This window comes from Sphingobacterium sp. UBA1897 (assembly GCF_002337775.1).
Taxonomy (GTDB): Bacteria; Bacteroidota; Bacteroidia; order Sphingobacteriales; family Sphingobacteriaceae; genus Sphingobacterium; species Sphingobacterium siyangense.
Map to the genome: position 1 here is coordinate 69,462 of NZ_DDGR01000003.1, position 17,278 is coordinate 86,739.

Annotated in this window: 15 protein-coding genes; 9 read left to right on the top strand and 6 right to left on the bottom strand. The window is 38.2% G+C overall.

The window, feature by feature from the left end:
- The first annotated feature begins 75 nt into the window (after positions 1-75).
- The 5 genes from B4N43_RS02245 to B4N43_RS02265 all read left to right on the top strand — a co-directional run bounded on the left by B4N43_RS02245 (position 76) and on the right by B4N43_RS02265 (position 3,448).
- Positions 76-729, top strand: coding sequence for an alpha/beta hydrolase (locus B4N43_RS02245; protein WP_286732520.1), 654 nt, complete (start codon positions 76-78; stop codon positions 727-729).
- A gap of 318 nt (positions 730-1,047) precedes the next feature.
- Entirely contained in the window at positions 1,048-2,106 is a 1,059-nt protein-coding gene (locus B4N43_RS02250) for a major royal jelly family protein (RefSeq protein ID WP_232475732.1), read from the top strand.
- Between the two features lie 330 nt (positions 2,107-2,436).
- Positions 2,437-2,751, top strand: a complete 315-nt coding sequence (locus B4N43_RS02255; protein ID WP_088160908.1) for a hypothetical protein — start codon at positions 2,437-2,439, stop codon at positions 2,749-2,751.
- 32 nt (positions 2,752-2,783) lie between these two features.
- Positions 2,784-3,104 carry a hypothetical protein gene (locus B4N43_RS02260; protein ID WP_088160907.1) on the top strand — a complete coding sequence of 107 codons (321 nt, stop codon included), beginning with the start codon at positions 2,784-2,786 and terminating at the stop codon, positions 3,102-3,104.
- Between the two features lie 11 nt (positions 3,105-3,115).
- Positions 3,116-3,448 (top strand): hypothetical protein, encoded by a 333-nt coding sequence (locus B4N43_RS02265; RefSeq protein WP_088160906.1) that lies wholly within the window; start codon positions 3,116-3,118, stop codon positions 3,446-3,448.
- Positions 3,449-3,460: 12 nt separating this feature from the next.
- On the opposite strand, the gene B4N43_RS02270 is transcribed toward B4N43_RS02265, so the two are convergent.
- Positions 3,461-4,231, bottom strand: coding sequence for a DUF72 domain-containing protein (locus B4N43_RS02270; protein WP_075994709.1), 771 nt, complete (start codon positions 4,229-4,231; stop codon positions 3,461-3,463).
- Between the two features lie 200 nt (positions 4,232-4,431).
- Between B4N43_RS02270 and B4N43_RS02275 the strand changes: the two genes are divergently transcribed.
- Positions 4,432-5,547, top strand: a complete 1,116-nt coding sequence (locus tag B4N43_RS02275) for a glutaminyl-peptide cyclotransferase (RefSeq protein ID WP_088160905.1) — start codon at positions 4,432-4,434, stop codon at positions 5,545-5,547.
- Positions 5,548-5,610: 63 nt separating this feature from the next.
- Here B4N43_RS02275 and B4N43_RS02280 read toward each other — a convergent pair whose 3' ends face one another.
- The gene (locus tag B4N43_RS02280; RefSeq protein ID WP_286732521.1) at positions 5,611-6,486 is read right to left on the bottom strand and encodes a hypothetical protein; all 876 of its coding nucleotides are present in this window, start codon (positions 6,484-6,486) and stop codon (positions 5,611-5,613) included.
- Between the two features lie 26 nt (positions 6,487-6,512).
- Positions 6,513-7,013: a hypothetical protein gene (locus B4N43_RS02285; protein ID WP_248933332.1), complete on the bottom strand. Its 501-nt coding sequence runs from the start codon at positions 7,011-7,013 to the stop codon at positions 6,513-6,515.
- A 386-nt stretch (positions 7,014-7,399) separates the two neighbouring features.
- Between B4N43_RS02285 and B4N43_RS02290 the strand changes: the two genes are divergently transcribed.
- The 3 genes from B4N43_RS02290 (at position 7,400) to B4N43_RS02300 (ending at position 8,585) form a co-directional block, all read left to right on the top strand.
- On the top strand, positions 7,400-7,648 hold the full coding sequence (locus B4N43_RS02290) for a redox-active disulfide protein 2 (RefSeq protein WP_088160902.1): 249 nt from the start codon (positions 7,400-7,402) through the stop codon (positions 7,646-7,648).
- A 7-nt stretch (positions 7,649-7,655) separates the two neighbouring features.
- Positions 7,656-7,886, top strand: a complete 231-nt coding sequence (locus B4N43_RS02295; protein WP_075991818.1) for a hypothetical protein — start codon at positions 7,656-7,658, stop codon at positions 7,884-7,886.
- A 114-nt stretch (positions 7,887-8,000) separates the two neighbouring features.
- Positions 8,001-8,585: a GNAT family N-acetyltransferase gene (locus B4N43_RS02300; protein ID WP_286732522.1), complete on the top strand. Its 585-nt coding sequence runs from the start codon at positions 8,001-8,003 to the stop codon at positions 8,583-8,585.
- A gap of 69 nt (positions 8,586-8,654) precedes the next feature.
- On the opposite strand, the gene B4N43_RS02305 is transcribed toward B4N43_RS02300, so the two are convergent.
- The 3 genes from B4N43_RS02305 to B4N43_RS02315 form a co-directional block, all read right to left on the bottom strand.
- Positions 8,655-10,901: a GH92 family glycosyl hydrolase gene (locus tag B4N43_RS02305; RefSeq protein WP_075991816.1), complete on the bottom strand. Its 2,247-nt coding sequence runs from the start codon at positions 10,899-10,901 to the stop codon at positions 8,655-8,657.
- A 34-nt stretch (positions 10,902-10,935) separates the two neighbouring features.
- Positions 10,936-13,221, bottom strand: coding sequence for a GH92 family glycosyl hydrolase (locus tag B4N43_RS02310; protein WP_286732523.1), 2,286 nt, complete (start codon positions 13,219-13,221; stop codon positions 10,936-10,938).
- 357 nt (positions 13,222-13,578) lie between these two features.
- Positions 13,579-16,716, bottom strand: coding sequence for a GH92 family glycosyl hydrolase (locus B4N43_RS02315; protein WP_088160899.1), 3,138 nt, complete (start codon positions 16,714-16,716; stop codon positions 13,579-13,581).
- Positions 16,717-17,278 lie beyond the last annotated feature (562 nt).

Sequence of the window (17,278 nt, forward strand, 5' to 3'; positions counted from 1 at the left end):
ATCAATTTTTTGCCCCTGTTTTATAGCGATAATTCATTAACTTGTCTCCACAAATGGATACAAACACTTGATTAAATGAAAATCACCGCAAGCAAAATATATGTCATCAGCGGATTGGGTGTAGATCAACGTGTATTCAGCAAGATCGACTTTGGCTCGCTTGATATAACCTATCTGGATTGGATTACACCAAGCCTTAATGAACCATTATCTATTTATGCAAAAAGAATATCTGCTAAAATTACCGCAGCGCAACCCATCCTCATTGGGCTTTCTTTCGGAGGAATGCTTGCAATGGAAATTGCCAAAATTATAACTGTTCAACGAGTTATTCTGCTAGCTTCGGCCAAAGGACGGTATGAATTACCCGTACTGTATCGATTAGCGGGTAGACTCAAGCTGAACGTTTTTGTCCCTAATTCATTGCTCAAGACCCATAGCTTTCTGTCGGATTATTTTTTTGGTATACGCTGCAAGGAAGATTCTTTACTGCTAAAACAAATCCTAAAGGATACAGATCCAATCTTTATAGCCTGGGCAATACATCAAATTCTACAATGGAAAAACAATTCGGTTCCGGACAATTTAATTCATGTACACGGTAGTAGCGATCATATTATCCCCATCAAAAATGTAAAGCCCAACTTTATCATTAAGGGTGCGGGACATTTTATGACGGTCACTCATGCCCAGGAAGTTGAAAAACTCTTGCAAGAAATCGGCTCGTAAATCACCAACTTTTAATCACCGAGACCAATCCCAACTTTTCTAGTCGCTCAGAAAATTAAATCCACGTGGATTCGTATCGGCATTAGTCGCACGACATGCTGATCAGTGTAAAAAAGTATTATTTGGAGAAAAGGACAAACAATAATTGAGAATAGAAGGTTCTTCTATGAGAGCGCGGTCTCTTTATGGAAGCTAAAAATCCCCCTTTATTACTTAGTGGGAACAGTCAAAAGCAATATAGTTAGGTTAAATTATAACAAGAATATGCGAACACGGCTCATATTAAGTTTTTTATTCTGTCACATCTTTTTTCTCACTATGCTGGCACAAGTCAATAATACTACAGCCCCGAAACTGGAGGTCGCAGCAGCCTTAGGTCCGTACCGTCCGATCGGTGTGAGCGTTACCTCCAACAATCGACTATTTGTTTCCTTCCCAAAACAAGCGAAAAATTATCAGTATGCACTTACTGAAATCATCAATGGAAAACCTGTTCCTTATCCAAATGAAGAATGGAATTTAAAAGGAAAAGAGAATTCCCACTTTGTAAATGTCCAGGATATATTTGTCGATACCGAGGACAATCTCTGGGTATTGGATTCTAAACCATCTTCTGCCGGATCAATTTTTGGAAAAGATGAAAAATCAACTCAAGGCCAATTTAAATTGTTAAAAATCGATACAAAAAAAAACAAAATTGAACATATTTATCGTTTCGGTGACCTTGATAAAACCAAATCAGGTCTAAATGATATGCGCATTGACCAGAAGCGAAATTTAGCCTATCTCTCCGATCCCGGCCAAGCGGCCATCATTATTTTAGACCTCAAAACTGGACAGACTAGAAAGGCTTTAACTGGAAGCCGTTTTACGCTGGCTGATCCTGAAGTAATATTAAGCTATAACGGTAATGATATGCGTAATGATAATGGAAAACCATTTTCTTCCAACGTGAATGGCATAGCAATAAGTCACGATTTTAAATATCTATATTTCAAACCGATCAATCAAACCCATCTGTATTGTATTGCAACAGAATTTTTAGCGGACGCAAGGCTGACGGATCAAGAATTGGAAGAAAAAGTAGAAGACAAAGGGGAAGTCGGAATTACACATGGCTTACTCGCAGATAGCGTTGGAAATATTTACCTAACATCGTCAATAGATTATAGTATTAAGTATTTAAATCCTGATGGAAATGTGAATACCCTGGTACAGGACTCCCGAATACTTTGGCCCGATTCTATGGGCATCAGCGGAGATGGATACCTTTATTTCTCCTGTGCTCAGCTCTTTAAAGACCCGCAATGGAATAAAGGAATTGATAAGGTAGAGTTGCCATATTATGTCTTTAAAGTCAAATTACCGAAATTTTGAAAAGAATGTTACAATAAGTGACGTGCTGAAGCATAAAACTCGCGCTAACACATCTACTTTTTACCTAGGTATTATCCCATGCGCAGCCTTAACAAAATTCCCTTCAAATAGTTCCCCTTTATATTTGTCCACTTTCCCCAGTCACAAGATAAGGTACTGAAATTCAACTTAATAAAAACAATAAAATCGAAGTAAAAGAACAAATCACCGAGACATGCCTCCAATTATAAAAAACAACGGCCTCTTAGATAAAGTATAAAATTTTTAGCAAAAACTTTTTAATACTAATATTTTTAGTATATTTGAATATCAGTTTTAGACAACGCTTTTATGGAACACAGCGCAGCATATGACAATAAGGAATTACACGTAGGTGACATCGTTCGCTTTCATACTCCTTATCCCGATGAAGATCCGAATACGATTTTCATTGTACTGTGGTCATACTATGATCCTACAGGAAAATCATCACGGGCTGAAGTCGTAAAATTTGACCAAAGTTCCAAACAAACGCCTGTTATTCAGAAGTGGTTTATACGAGATTTAGAAAGAGTCTCCGAAGTAAGTCCAGAATTGCTGAAACAAATTGAGCTATTTATGAAAAGTAAACTTGGCAATGCTATTATCAGTAAGCTAGTCATCTAACAAATTTTAGATCTTCAAATTCGACGTAAAATATGGAAAACAAATTCAAAGAGAAACGAGGTATAGTGTCAGGTCCGATTTGGTCTGACTGGCGAGAACAACTTCGGGAAAGTGAATTAATCGGCTTACAACAGAGACTCGAGAAACTAGAAAGAGAAATACTCCTTGATTGGCTGCAATGGCATGATCCAAAAGGAAACTATACAGATCGCAAATGTGTTGAAAATGGCGTGCAGCAGCTTTCCAAATTAAAGGCTGTCGCGTATATACATAAAGAAATCCTGCGTATCCACATGAAAAGAAGATATAATGACTTTTCGAATACCCACGCACAACTCATCTTTAACAACTAAAATTTCAAATTATGGAATCTCTTATTAAACAGATCATAGCGCATCAGCTTCCAAAAATTCTAGCCATGGAATCGCATCGCAAGGATTGGCGTTATCAGCTCATGAGTTTAAAAGATAAGACGCTATTCGATAGATTAACGCTTATGAAGAGACAGGAATTACTTGCGTGGCTACAATGGTACGATAATGCCGGGACTTACGCTGATCACGACTGCATCCGGAGAGGTATTCCCTTATTTACGAAGGTTCAGGCATTGACCGCAGCTTATCAGCGGATTATGCGTGAACATGAAGGCTGGGACGGCTACATGGGAACGGAATATATCCGTGGCAGTGCACTTTAAAAAAGACAGTTTTTAAGCAGGAGATATTTTGCGCGCTGTGATATACTTGGCTAATGTATTCAGATTAGAAAGTGCCGCTCCGATTGTATTATTAAAATAAGTATAGACTTCTTTTCCCTCTGCAATCCAGTCGTTAATATAGGTGCTGTATTCAAACAATATGTTGTCCGTATAGCTTCCTTTATAGTCACCATTTGGGCCATGGAATCGCATATAGATTATGTTTGCATTTGCATCTGCGTATTGAAGACGCATACCTTGCATATTCTTATCATGAATAACCAGATTCATATTATAAGATTTTAAAAGTTCAGAAGTTTCTTCCCTATACCAAACTGGATCCCTAAATTCTACACAGATCGGCCACCCTTCACTTCTCTTGTCCTGAGCAATACAATCCAGCAATTCAGCAAGCAATCCAATAGAAGCAAATTTAAAAGATGGTGGTAATTGTATGAGCAAACACCCTTTCTTTTGGCCGACAGCGTCAATAACGGATAGAAATCTAGCGACATCCTGTGGATCAAATTTGAGTTCTTTTTGATGTGTAATTCCTTTCCATAGTTTAAACGTAAAACGAAAGTCATCGGTCGTTTCTTCGGACCATCTTCTGACGGTTTCTTCTCTGGGGATTTTATAAAAAGAACTGTTTACTTCCAATGAATTAAATAATAAGCTATATACAGCCAATCGACTTTTATCCTGAAACTCCTCAGGATAGTAGCTTTTATTCTTGTAAGGCAAAAGGATACCGCTCGTTCCAGTAAAATATAATCTTTCCATACCTTTATAACAATCGGCTAGCATGTAATTGTTCATTTTTTTCTTTCACAGACAAATTATCTTTTGTATTGATCAGCAATTAAATTGCATATAAAAAACAATTTATCTAAGTTTGAGAAACGAGTATTACAGCAACAGCTATGTATACTCAACTCGTTTTCTAGTTTATTAGCGGATAATTAATCAAGCACCCTCTATCAATGCACAAAAAATCTTACCTCATTTTTTTCGTTATTGGCACCATTTTGGGCAGTTGTACCGGAAATAAAAGTAACAATACAAATACAAATACAACTTCAAGCTCTCAGCCCGAATATGCCGATGAAAATCCGACATTTACCTTTAACAACATCAAACAAAGCTATACGCAGGGCGAGGATCTGATCTTAAAGGTGGACAGCGAAAAAACGTCCAAAATAGACTCTGTTATTTACACTATAAACGATAAAAAGATTGGTCAAGTAATCGGAAATGAACCTTTCCGTTATTCATTAAAACAGGAGAAATTTGGCAAGCAGATTATTAAAGCTGTCGTATTTAGTGCTGGAAAACGAGAAGAAAATTCGGTCAACATCGATCTATTCGCGTCCACTCCTCCGCTTTTGCTAAGCTATAGCATTGTGAATATTTACCCCCATGATATCAAAGCTTTCACACAGGGATTGGAGTTCTACGGGGATAATTTGATCGAAAGTACCGGGAATGGGGTTGGTCCGAGCGGAAATAAGGGTAAATCGAGTGTTCGTATTGTTAATCCAAAAACGGGTCAACCCACCAAAAAAATTGAATTGGATGATTCAATTTTTGGCGAAGGTGCCACCGTCCTAAATGGAAAATTATATCAGTTGACTTATAAAAACAATCTAGCCTACCTATATGATATAAATAGCCTTTCTGTTATTAAAACACTTCCTTACTTTCAGCCAATGGAAGGCTGGGGTTTAACTTCTGACGGTAAAAACTTATACATGTCCAATGGTTCTGATTATATCTATACGCTGAATCCAAATGACTTCTCAAAAATGGATTATATCCGTGCAGCAACGAACACAGCCATGGTGGATCAAATCAATGAACTGGAATGGGTAAAAGGAAAAATCTATGCAAATTTCTTTATGGAGGATGTCATTGGACGGATCGACCCTAAAACAGGTGCAGTGGAGGCTTTAGTCGATCTATCTAAATTACGTGAACATGTAACACAACATGTGGATTTAGATGTATTAAATGGTATCGCCTACAATAAAAGATCAAACACTTTCTTTGTTACCGGTAAAAACTGGGATAAAATGTTCGAGATAAAGCTAACAGAATAGCTTTATCTCCATTTAAAAACAGCGTATTGTTATGGAAACATTCAAATTTCGGTATCGCTAACTTTATGGTAATTCTTTCATTTTGTTAAAACCTTCGGTTACCATAGGTACAATTTGGGGTGTAAATAACTGTGGCATAAACGTCTTTGCCTCCATATCTTTATTGACACCCCATTCCGTATATTTATCTGCTAAAAATTCCAATCGCTGTGCTGAAGATAATCCTGGTAAAGTATAATAGACACTTTTTTCGCCTTCTTTCCCTTCCATCTGTACATACCTCCCTTTGGTCACGTTCAGGTGACTGCGGTGTTCAAACTCACGTATAAAGAGCTCATCTTTATCGACGTTATCCCACTTGGGGTCACGCGGGCAACAAACCGATCCGTAACTTTCTCTTCGATAAACGGTAAGCATGCCTTTAGGTGAAATTGGTTTAACAAAATCAAACCTCGCGTTATCTTCACCAGAAAGCCGGATACTGTCGACTTTAACCGCACCATCCTCTCTTTTTATGGAATAATAAAAATTGGTCGTCGCAGGTTCTATACACATTCCGTTTTTCGAGGCTTCTTTGGCGACCTCATCATAATACTTCCAATCGGGGACAATCAGTACAAAATGTTGAAGATCGGGATAGAATTCAGTTGACCTTTTTAGTAACTCCACTGGAATTCTAGTACTCAAAAAGAAAACGTAAGTTGAATCTGGCACGATCTGCAAAGGAAGATCTATTAAATAACTGCCGTTTTTCTGAGTCACAAAATCATTGTCGATCATCACAACCTGACCATAGGATTCGCGATACCAATCGGGTTTCACAGTATCAGCCAATGAATACGGGGGTATTGGCTGATGCGCAGCTATTTTGCTCTTACAGGACAATGCCATCATAGGTAAAATGATAAGCAAATACCACTTATTTTTTAGTGTTAACATTGTTATAAAATTAAAATATATTTCAACTACTTTCCTTTTTGACTATCTACTTTTATTCCAGCTCGATTCAAGAAGGCTATTTGATGTCCTAAACACGACTCAGCTAAGGCTGCAATTTTCTCTTTTTCATCAGTAATCTCCCGCAACAGACTTTTCCGAGTCCCTTTTTTCTGTTCATCAATATATTTAATTAATAAAACACCATATCCATCAACGATCTCCGTCATATAACCAATTGTAGCGATGTGAAAACTTTCGGCAGTTTTACTGTATTTCAATTGAGAAGCTTCGCATTTTATTCCTTTTATGTAACTACTCAAAGCACGTGCCTCATTCAATTTCATGTGATAGGAATAGTCTGATTTATCGACATCATATTCCCCTTCCAGCAATTTTCCATAGCTCTCATCCATTTTTTCTCGACAGCTATGAAAGAGCTTAGCCATTTTCTCGTTGTACCCCGATTCCAAATTACCCCTACAGGAACACATGGTAAATAGCATAAAGATTAAAGCTAGCATTCTCATTTCTTGATTTTTTTCACAAATAACAGCTTTTTAAAACAGTATTTCCGTCTCGTTTAATATTCGTGGTCTTTGTTTTAAGATTCGTTATTCTCCGCACAATCCACTTGCTCAAAACAATACGCTTATACCTACTTTACACAAATTGTTCGTTACCCAGAAAGTTGAGAAAGTTGCTCTTTTAAAAAATGGAATCCATAATAATCACCTTATGCTCTGTTATTAAGAAAAAAGCTCCTTCAAAACCTACTATTTTAGCCATTTAATTAATCTTTTTTAAGAAAAACAAGAAAAACGTTATATTTAACAAGATTCACACATCATTTAATGCAGAAAACTTTGTTTCTTAAAAAGAATTACGGAACTTAGAGACTATAAACCACCGAAATATGAATAATAGACCTTTAAACGGAATGACTGACGAAGAGCTTCAAACCAACAAAAAAACTGCTTTGGTAATTACTTGGATGCTCACAACCATGCTTTTTATCCTATTAGGTATGGGAATTTACACCTCAATTAGCAAAGGATTCAGTGCACTGATGGCCATTCCTTTCGCCTTATCTCCCATTGTTATTCTGAATTTTAAAAGAATAAAAGAAATCAATGAAGAACTCAAAATAAGAGGAGCTCAATAAATTCGTCATGAAACACCTCTCATTATTCGTATTCTTTATTTTCATCGCGGATATCGCATTTGGTCAAGAGATAAGTAAATCAACGACACAGACGATCACACAATCGGGTATTGGACTCGGTTCTGTAATTGCCGTTGTCACCTCATGGGATCGCAATAAATCCATACTCTGGGCTTTAATTCATGGAATACTTGGCTGGTTATATGTCATCTATTTTGCATTCACCCGCAACGAGTAACGATTCTTAAATATGATTCTCACCAGAAGAGCCAAGCCGATCATGACCAGAATGTCCTTTCTTACATAACATCGCTATCAATATCTATTCTATATCTCGTCCCTAATCAAACACATGAGTTCCTCACCTATTTCCCATACAGATTTTGTCATTGAAGAAGTCAAAGAATCTAGCATTAACTTAATTTCTGAACTAGTAGACCTGACTTTTAATATTGTCCAAGGAGGTGCCTCCGTAGGTTTCATGGAAGATCTAACAGTTGAACAGGCAAAAAAATTTTGGACTGATGTACTGAACAAGGTCAAGGAACAGAAAATAATATTGATTATTGCAAGAGATGCCTTTACCCATCGAATCGCAGGAACTGTTCAACTGCAAATCGACCTCCCATCAAATCAGACACATCGTGCAGATGTAGCCAAAATGTTAGTCCATACTGACTTTCGAAGAATGGGCATTGCACAAAATTTACTTCAACACATTGAAAATAAAGCCATTGATCTAAATAAGACACTATTGGTACTAGATACTGTAACCGATAGCCCGGCTTATATTATGTATCAAAAATGTGGCTGGACGATAGTCGGAGATATCCCAAATTATGCGCTCTTCCCGAATGGAACATGGTGTAGCACGACATACTTTTACAAAAACCTGATTGTTCCAGCAGACAAAATAAAAAGCCTCCGAAACGATTAAACATTCATTGGGAGGCTTCTCTTAATTATTTGAAGGCTTCACTTAAGAAGACCTATAGACCTATTGATCCTATTTATTTTTGTACCATACTGGCCCTGGTTTTTCACCCATTTCTAACACCAATGTCGCTCCGGACATAATTTGTTCATGTGTGATATAACTTGTTTCAAGAGGCTTACCATCGATCGTAATGGCTTGTATATAAATATTGGATTTACTGACATGGTTAGCTTTCACGGTAAATTTCTTTCCATTGGACAACTTCAATTCAGCTTTTTCAAATAAAGGGGTACCGATTTCGTATTTTCCACTTATGGGATCTACAGGATAAAATCCCAATGAGCTGAATACATACCAAGCCGACATCTGCCCGCAGTCATCATTTCCACTTAATCCCGAAGGTGTATTCAAGTAAAGTTTGTTCATTACCTCTGCCGCATATTGCTGCGTTTTCCAAGGCTGTCCAACCGCATTGAATAAATAGAGTGCATGATGGCTCGGCTCGTTACCATGCGCATACTGCCCAATCATTCCTGTACTAAAAATTGGAAGCTTGCTGGTGTCAGAAGGATGAAATGTAAACATGCTATCTAACTTCTGTCCAAAGCGCTCTTGTCCACCAACGAGTTTAATCAATCCAGGGATATCATGTTGTACAGACCAAAAATATTGCCATGCGTTACTTTCACAGATATGCGCGCTATATTCCTCCGCATCAAATGGAGTAATAAATTTACCATGGCTATCACGAGGTTGCATAAATGAAGTAGCCGGATTATACACATTTTTATAATTTTGAGCTCTTGCAAAAAATGTTCCCGCAATCTCTTTCTTTCCCATCTTATCGGCCATCATTGCGATGCAATGATCGTCATAGGCATATTCAAGTGTTCTTGATAGGGACCAGTTTTCGGCATTGTATTCATCTTTGACATCATAAGGCACATAGCCTAGTTTCTTATACAGACCTATGCCCCGATAATTGTCAATATTAGCTGTGGCAACACAAGCTTCTAACGCTTTTGATGCATCAAAATCACCGATTCCTTTTAAATATGCATCTACAATGACAGGAATGGCGTGATTCCCAATCATCATATCCGTTTCACTCCCGTAAATATTCCATACCGGTAATCGGCCGTGCTGTTCATAAAAGGCGATGAAGGACTTAATCATATCATTTACTCGACTAGGGTCGATATACGTAAATAATGGATGCGAGGCTCTATAAGTGTCCCAAAGTGAGAACGTGCTATAATTGGTCCAACCTTCGGCCTGATGTACCTTCCGGTCAGCCCCCATATACGCACCATCAACATCACCGAAAATCGTCGGTGCTAACATGGAATGATATAACGCTGTATAGAACTTAACCTGCTCCTCTTTGTCTTTGGTCTCGATCGCTACCCTACCCAATTCGTGATTCCAATTTTGCTCGGCCTCCTTTAAATAATAATCAAAGTCATCTTTTGGAACTTCTGCTTTTAAGTTTTTGGAAGCGCCTTCCATACTTACACCCGAAAGGGCCGTACTTAAAGTCACTTGTTCTCCAGCTGCTGTCTTGAAATCAAAACGTGCTTTGAATGCTGTACCAATGCGTTTTGCACTTTTTGCCGTTGTATCAGCGCTGGATAATATTGCTGAACTATCGATATGAACGGCCATAAAAGGCTTAGAAAACCGAGTTTCAAAATAAACGCGTTGGCCCCTTGCCCAGCCCTCCGAAAAACGATAACCACGAATAGTGACAGAATCAACCACTTCGATGTGCGAATCCGTGGTAGCATCCCAATTCATTGCTTTCTTTAAGTCTAAAAATACAGCAGACTCGGCTTTTGGAAAGGTATAACGTTGAATGCCGCAGCGTGCCGTTGCTGTCAGCTCCACATTTATATCGTAATCAGTAAGTTTTACCTGATAGTATCCGGCGTGAGCCTTTTCGTCTTTATGCGAAAACTTGGAATGTATACCTAGGGGAGCCGCGGCTTCATGATATGGTAAGGTAACCGGCATAAAAGATATGTCGTACAAGTCACCGGCACCAGTTCCACTTAAATGTGTATGGCTAAAACCAGAAATCGTACTGTCGGGATAAAAGTATCCGGAAATACGGTCCCAGCCGGGTAGTCCATTATCTGGGCTAAGCTGTACCATTCCAAAAGGTGACTGTGCTCCAGGATATGTATTGCCTGTAAAATCCGTTCCGATAAAAGGATTTACATACCCTGCATAAGAAGTCTCATCGGAATTTTTTAGTGAAGCACAACCAATTAAGGACAAAAGGCCTGCACAGACCGCATAATTAATATATTTCATCGTGTAGATCAGTTTTTCAGTTTAGTTTGCCTAATTATCTATTTCCAGTAACGATTAGAATATCCTTACTGTTGACCAAAGTTTGATGGTTGATTTTAAATCCATTGAATGGTTTTCCATCGATAACGATCTTTTTGATATAATCACCAGCCCCCTCTTTTTGACGTCTTATCGTCACTTTGTCGCCGTTTGGATAATATTTCTTATCGAGTTGGATGGTCACTTTGTCGAATACAGGTGTTACAACGGTATAATCTGGTCTACCTGGACAAAAAGGATAGATTCCAATCATGTTCATTAAAGCCCATGTAGACATTGTTCCCGTATCGTCATTTCCCGGTATCCCCCCAGGGCTGTTCGTAAAATGCTTTTCTAAAATTTCTTTGACTAGCTTCTGGGTACGCCATTCTTCTCCTTTGATTTCTGAAAACACATGTGGATACAGCATATCTGGTTCGTTAGTAACATCAAAATACCCTTTATCAAAAGTTGCCTGCAGTCTATCCACAAATTTTTGCTTTCCGCCCATCAATTTCACCAAACCAGGGATATCAAATGGAATGGCAAAGCTATAGTTCCAAGCGTTACCCTCATGGAAACCATGATTAGGTTCAAAATTGGCACCCATCAATGGGCTAAACGGACTTAAAAACTCGCCGTTAGGAAGAATAGGTCTAAAAGTCCCATACTCCGAAGAATAATAATGTTTATATCCCTGCGCTCGCTTAGCAAAAAGCTGGGCATCTTTGGTTTTCCCCAATGAACCAGCCAACTGCGCTAGATTCCAATCTGCAACATAATATTCAATGGCATGAGATACCGAATTATCGAATGAATCGCGCAATGGGACATACCCATACTTCACATAGTCCGCATTGTCTGGTCTAATTTTATTCGTGGAGTCCGTAGTCGTTGCCGATTTCAGAAACGCTTCATAAGCTGTATTGATATCAAAATCCCGAATGCCTTTCATCCATGCATCAACGATCACTGGAACTGCCGGATCGCCATCCATGGTATAGCTTTCTCGGCTATACAACTCCCATTTGGGCATCCAACCGCTTTCCTTATAAATATCGATCATGGAACGTATCATGCCCACCTGCTTATCGGGATAAACCAGTGACATTAAAGGCTGAACATTTCGGTACGTATCCCATAGCGAAAACACGGTGTAACGATTGTGATCTGCAACAAGTGTTTTCCGACTTTCCATGGCAGGATATTCTCCGTTTACATCCTGCAGGATATTTGGATGAATCATGGCATGATATAATGCCGTATAGAACACTGTTTTTTGGTCCTCTGTACCACCTTCTACCTGTATCTTTGACAATGCATTGTTCCAAAGCGAAGCTGCATTCTTTTGTGTTTTTTCAAAGCTAAAGTCTGCTTGCTCAGCATCTAGATTTTTACGCGCATTCTCAACGCTCACAAATGATACGGCCAGTTGTACTTCTAAGCTTTCATTTTCTTTGACATCAAAACTAAAATATGCGCCAAGATCATCGCCGGAAAGCTGATCGGTATAGTCCGTAAAAATTTTATATTTTCCGGCATCTTTATTCCAATCGTTTTCCCATTTTTCTCCGGCACGCTGGAATTTCCAATATCCTCTTTTTGACGGTTTTTTATTGACACGCATAACAAAGAAGATTGGATAAACAGCCTGATTGTTCGTGTAACAGAAGGAGCCCAACAATTTAGATCCCTCTATTTCGGTATCACTTACGTAACGAACTGTTGCTCCCGTTTCATTTGTTAAACCTTCGCCCAAATTAAGCAGGATATTTGCCTGTCCTTTTGGAAAAGTAAATTTAGAAACACCTACACGGGTTGTCGCTGAAACTTCGGTTTTGATACCGTATTTCTTTAACACATTGCTATAATACCCCGGATGGGCAACCTCCTGCGTATAGGTACTTCCATATTGATGATAATCAACCTCTAATTTACCTGAAGTTGGCATCAACAACAAACTTCCCATGTCTGGACATCCTACCCCACTTAAATTAACATGAGAAAAACCTGTAAAATAACTGTTGCTATGTTCATAGGGAGTAGACCACCATCTTGCATCTTTATCAAATGCATTAAGTGATGATCCCATTACATTAAACGGAGAAACATTCATCAAGCCGTTGGGAACCTGAGCACCCGGATTAGTTGTTCCATAATTGCTGGTACCGATAAACGGGTTGACATAGTCTGTAGGAAGCTTTTGGGCAGAAACGTTCTCCCAAAGAAATAATCCTAAAAGTAAAAAACGAATAGATTTGATCATATAATCTTGATAGACGACATTGTTAATTGCTTTCATTCAAGCAAACACCATAGGCCGCGCATTTTAGCGTGTACCTACAATACTACAGATAATCGCAAAGATTTACAAATCTTATAAATGGTTATATCGATGATTTTACGTTTGTTAATAGGATTTAGCAAAACTATACATGTTAAGCAAAGAGATTTATGATGGTCAATAACAACAAAAGCCTGAAGTGGGGAACTTCAGGCTTTTACTAACTAACCAATTATTAACCTAAATTATGAAACTACTGATATAACGTCATCAAAAATGAGTTTCTTATATCAGGTCTCTTAGTTTAACCAAATTTTAACAAATCATTGTTATAGGTCAACTCGGTCTATTGAGATCTAGCAGTAAACATATTTTTTATTGATACAGTCCCCATTGTTTATTCGGGGTAGCGCCCATTTCCAAGACAAGCTCCCCTCCTTTTAGCAATTCGGAAGCATCAAAATAAAAGGTATTGAGCGGTTTTCCATTTAACGTTGCGCGTTGCACATATATATTTTTCTTATTTGCATTTTTCGCTTTGATAATAAACTGTTCACCTCTTCCATATTTACCATCCAATCTAATCTTAACCTCCTCAAAGAGTGGGCTTCCTATTTCATAAATTGGTTTGACCCTTGTTCCGCCATCGATCTGAAATAAACCAATAGCATTCATGATATACCAAGCACTCATTTGCCCCTGATCTTCATCGCCGAGATAAGCATTCGAAACCCCTTGGCCATAATAGCGCTCACCTATAGAGCGGCTCCATTTTTGTGTCAACCAGGGCTTATTCAACCAATTAAAAATATAGGCAAAATGCATTGATTGCTGATTTCCCTGAACAACAGGATAATCCCAATATTGATCATTAGGGCCATTATAGCGCCATTTTTCACTTTCTGGAAATCCCCATTCCAATCGTTTTAAAAACACATCCTGTCCGATCATTTTAGCTAACCCAGGAATATCCTGTGGCACAAAAAAAGTCAGTTGCCATGCATTTCCTTCTACATAATGATGGTTAGCTCCCGATTTAAAAGGATCAAAATCTTTATACCATTCTCCTTTTGAATCCTTCATCCGAGCATAGCCACTACTGACATCTATCGCGTTTCTCCACCAGTTTCCGCGATCATTAAAATAATTGTACTCCTGCTCCTTTCCTAACGATTTTGCGAACTGCCCAACTGTCCAGTCGTCAAAACTATATTCCATTGAATTGGAAAACCGGCCCAAATCATAAGGAACGTACTTATATTTTAAATAGACATCCAAATCCCTGTTACCTGCAAAACCACCTTCAAATTTCAATGGACTTGTTGTCTGCATTTTTTTAACAGCTTCAAATGCCTTTTCAGTATCGTAGTCTCTAATCCCCATCTGGTATGCCCCGACAATTAACGGTATTTCATGTTCAGCAACCATGACGGGAATATACTCCATTCCAGCCGGCCCTTTCGCCAACCAGCCATTTGCGTCATACATCGCAAGTTGCGATCTAACCCATTTATTGGACCATTCCGGCGTAACCAAGTTCCAAAACTGATTTAAATTCCAAAAGGTATTCCAGAAAGCATCACAACCTAAAGCGAGATCCCCTTTATGGGCTAAAGTTCGTATCACTTCATCCGAAGATCTCCATTGACCATTCACATCACTGAATGTGTTTCGGCTTGCCAAAGTGCGATACATGTTGGTATAGAATTTCTCTTTTTCAAAATAGTCTGAAGACTTTATCGCCAATCTACTTAAAAGTTCATCCCAAACTTTATGTTGATTTTCCACGACCCGATCAATGGACCATCCGAATGGCTCCGACAGTTCCGTTTTTAGATTCTCCTCTGCATTGGCTAAGCTCACATAAGAAATCCCTGTGCGCAGTTGTACAGCCTTATCTTTATGCACATCAAATTCCACGTACATTCCCGCAAATTGAGCGCTATCAGCAACCAAATCAGCCCGTTCAGTCAACCGATCATTATGCCATGTGCCATAGTTTATGATAGGTTTATCAAACTCCATCACAAAGTATACGACATAATCCTGTTTTGCATCCGTGGACCAAACGTTTTCAGATAATTGATTACTGTATCCCACAACCTTATAGTCAGAAACCTTTTTCAGCGAGAAATCTTTAATTTTATAATCATATTCTCCGTTAACCTTGAGATCAATCATGATACGTCCTGTGTCCGACTTATGATAGGTATATTGTTGAAAACTGGAACGTGTACCAGCCGTCAATTTTACGTCGATATCGTGATCAAGGAGATGAACAGCATAATATCCCAATGGAGCTTTTTCGCTGGTTTTATCTATTGCTGATCGATATCCTGAATTTGTACTGTACTGATCTCCGACCCGAGTCTTCAATTGACCTGCTGTCGGAAATGTTCCCAATCCAGCCATTGTCCATTCGTGAATATGGCTAAATGTACCAATAGATTCGATAGAAGGTTCATAACCTGCCTGCCAGCCAATATTTTGGTTATCTGGACTTATCTTTACCATGCCAAAAGGCATCCATGGTCCCGGGGCTATCATCCATCTGGAATGTGCTGCACCCATCATCGTGTTCACATAATCTGAAACTCCACCTAGTCTTTTTGGACCCCGCTTGATTGTTGAAGACTGTATTAATTGCCCATTACAATAAATTTCATACTTACTCCATATATCCTTAGCGACATAAGGCATTGGTATTTCCAATTTCGCTGCACCTTTTTCACGTGTTTTCTCATAAATTTTCTTTCCATCTAAGACTACTTTCAACTGTTCATCATCTTTCAATTTCAAGAGATCAACCAACATATTTTGGACGGGTTTCCCTGCATTTAAGATCTCAAATTCAGCTTGCTGTACATTTTTAACAATTACAGAATGATTGGCTATTAGCTTTACTTGCTGTGGCCCCAGCAGTTTAAAGGAATCAAATTCAACCCAACCTCCCTTTATGACAGTCATGGTAATCTGATTTCCGCCTTTCTTAATGAGATCAGCTGGCAATGGTATATTTATCGTAGAATTTCCAGATTTTAAAGAATTCTCTAGCGGCTCACCATTTCCTGCTCCCCGCTCCACCTCAAAATTATAGGGCTTGCCATTGATTGCGATCTGTAGTGTAGGTTTATTTTTAGGGTCACTATTGGCCAATTTAACCTGAAGTGTACACTGACCATTTTTTATACTATTGTTTAACACGTAGTATAAATTCAAAAAATGTGTTCTCAGACCAGAGGTTCCTCCAGTCCCGCCCCATTCATTGGCCGGACCGGGCAATACATAGGGTAAATCCCTTGTTAAAGAAGATTGACCTATGATAAACGCATTGTCTTCATAACCAAAATCATGTTCCAAAAATTTCTTATATCCATTCGGGGACAAGGCAAATTCGCTGCTTGAACCGTCTGAATTTCCCAATTGCCATATTGTGTGCTCCTGGCCAACAACAGACTGAGCACACATGAACAACAGACCGGCGGCAAAAGAAAGTGAGAAACGTAATTTCATAAGTATCAGATTTTATAATTTTTAATTACATCAGTTGCTTTCCTCATAAAATGCACGAAACAATTCACAAAATACATCACATTGTACATACATTAATAATCTACAAAAACGTTTAAAAGCAAAACTTTAAGCACAATATTACTACAAAAAAAACAAATATCAAATGAATAAAATTAAAATGTATATACATACTGAAAGAAAAAAAATGAACTGAATCTAATTGACACAAGCTGGGAAAATGAAAGGTTTTGATTCTTGGATAGGAAAGTTAGGTCAATTTGTAGTTTGCGCCATATCGATCCTGTTTCCTAGTTTTCGGTGGAAAAATTGTCTTTACTTAGAAAAGTGTTTCTACAGATTATTTATGATAAAAAAGCTTAATAAAAGGGTGCACATGGCAATAATTTACCTAGAGTTCATTATTCTAGGATTAAAACTTTGTCAAAACTCAAGTAAAGCAATAATTACTATTGGCTATTTGGATCTAATAAGTTATATTTATACAATTATTTGCTTTGAGACCTTAAAGATAAGAGTATTATCTTTTGTATTATCATTATAA

Bases quoted from the DNA above. Each gene is read 5' to 3' on its own strand.
- B4N43_RS02245 (WP_286732520.1), top strand. From the start codon at position 76: ATGAAAATCACCGCAAGCAAAATATATGTCATCAGCGGATTGGGTGTA.
- B4N43_RS02250 (WP_232475732.1), top strand. From the start codon at position 1,048: ATGCTGGCACAAGTCAATAATACTACAGCCCCGAAACTGGAGGTCGCA.
- B4N43_RS02255 (WP_088160908.1), top strand. From the start codon at position 2,437: ATGGAACACAGCGCAGCATATGACAATAAGGAATTACACGTAGGTGAC.
- B4N43_RS02260 (WP_088160907.1), top strand. From the start codon at position 2,784: ATGGAAAACAAATTCAAAGAGAAACGAGGTATAGTGTCAGGTCCGATT.
- B4N43_RS02265 (WP_088160906.1), top strand. From the start codon at position 3,116: ATGGAATCTCTTATTAAACAGATCATAGCGCATCAGCTTCCAAAAATT.
- B4N43_RS02270 (WP_075994709.1), bottom strand. From the start codon at position 4,231: ATGGAAAGATTATATTTTACTGGAACGAGCGGTATCCTTTTGCCTTAC.
- B4N43_RS02275 (WP_088160905.1), top strand. From the start codon at position 4,432: ATGCACAAAAAATCTTACCTCATTTTTTTCGTTATTGGCACCATTTTG.
- B4N43_RS02280 (WP_286732521.1), bottom strand. From the start codon at position 6,486: ATGTTAACACTAAAAAATAAGTGGTATTTGCTTATCATTTTACCTATG.
- B4N43_RS02285 (WP_248933332.1), bottom strand. From the start codon at position 7,013: ATGAGAATGCTAGCTTTAATCTTTATGCTATTTACCATGTGTTCCTGT.
- B4N43_RS02290 (WP_088160902.1), top strand. From the start codon at position 7,400: ATGAATAATAGACCTTTAAACGGAATGACTGACGAAGAGCTTCAAACC.
- B4N43_RS02295 (WP_075991818.1), top strand. From the start codon at position 7,656: ATGAAACACCTCTCATTATTCGTATTCTTTATTTTCATCGCGGATATC.
- B4N43_RS02300 (WP_286732522.1), top strand. From the start codon at position 8,001: ATGAGTTCCTCACCTATTTCCCATACAGATTTTGTCATTGAAGAAGTC.
- B4N43_RS02305 (WP_075991816.1), bottom strand. From the start codon at position 10,901: ATGAAATATATTAATTATGCGGTCTGTGCAGGCCTTTTGTCCTTAATT.
- B4N43_RS02310 (WP_286732523.1), bottom strand. From the start codon at position 13,221: ATGAAAGCAATTAACAATGTCGTCTATCAAGATTATATGATCAAATCT.
- B4N43_RS02315 (WP_088160899.1), bottom strand. From the start codon at position 16,716: ATGAAATTACGTTTCTCACTTTCTTTTGCCGCCGGTCTGTTGTTCATG.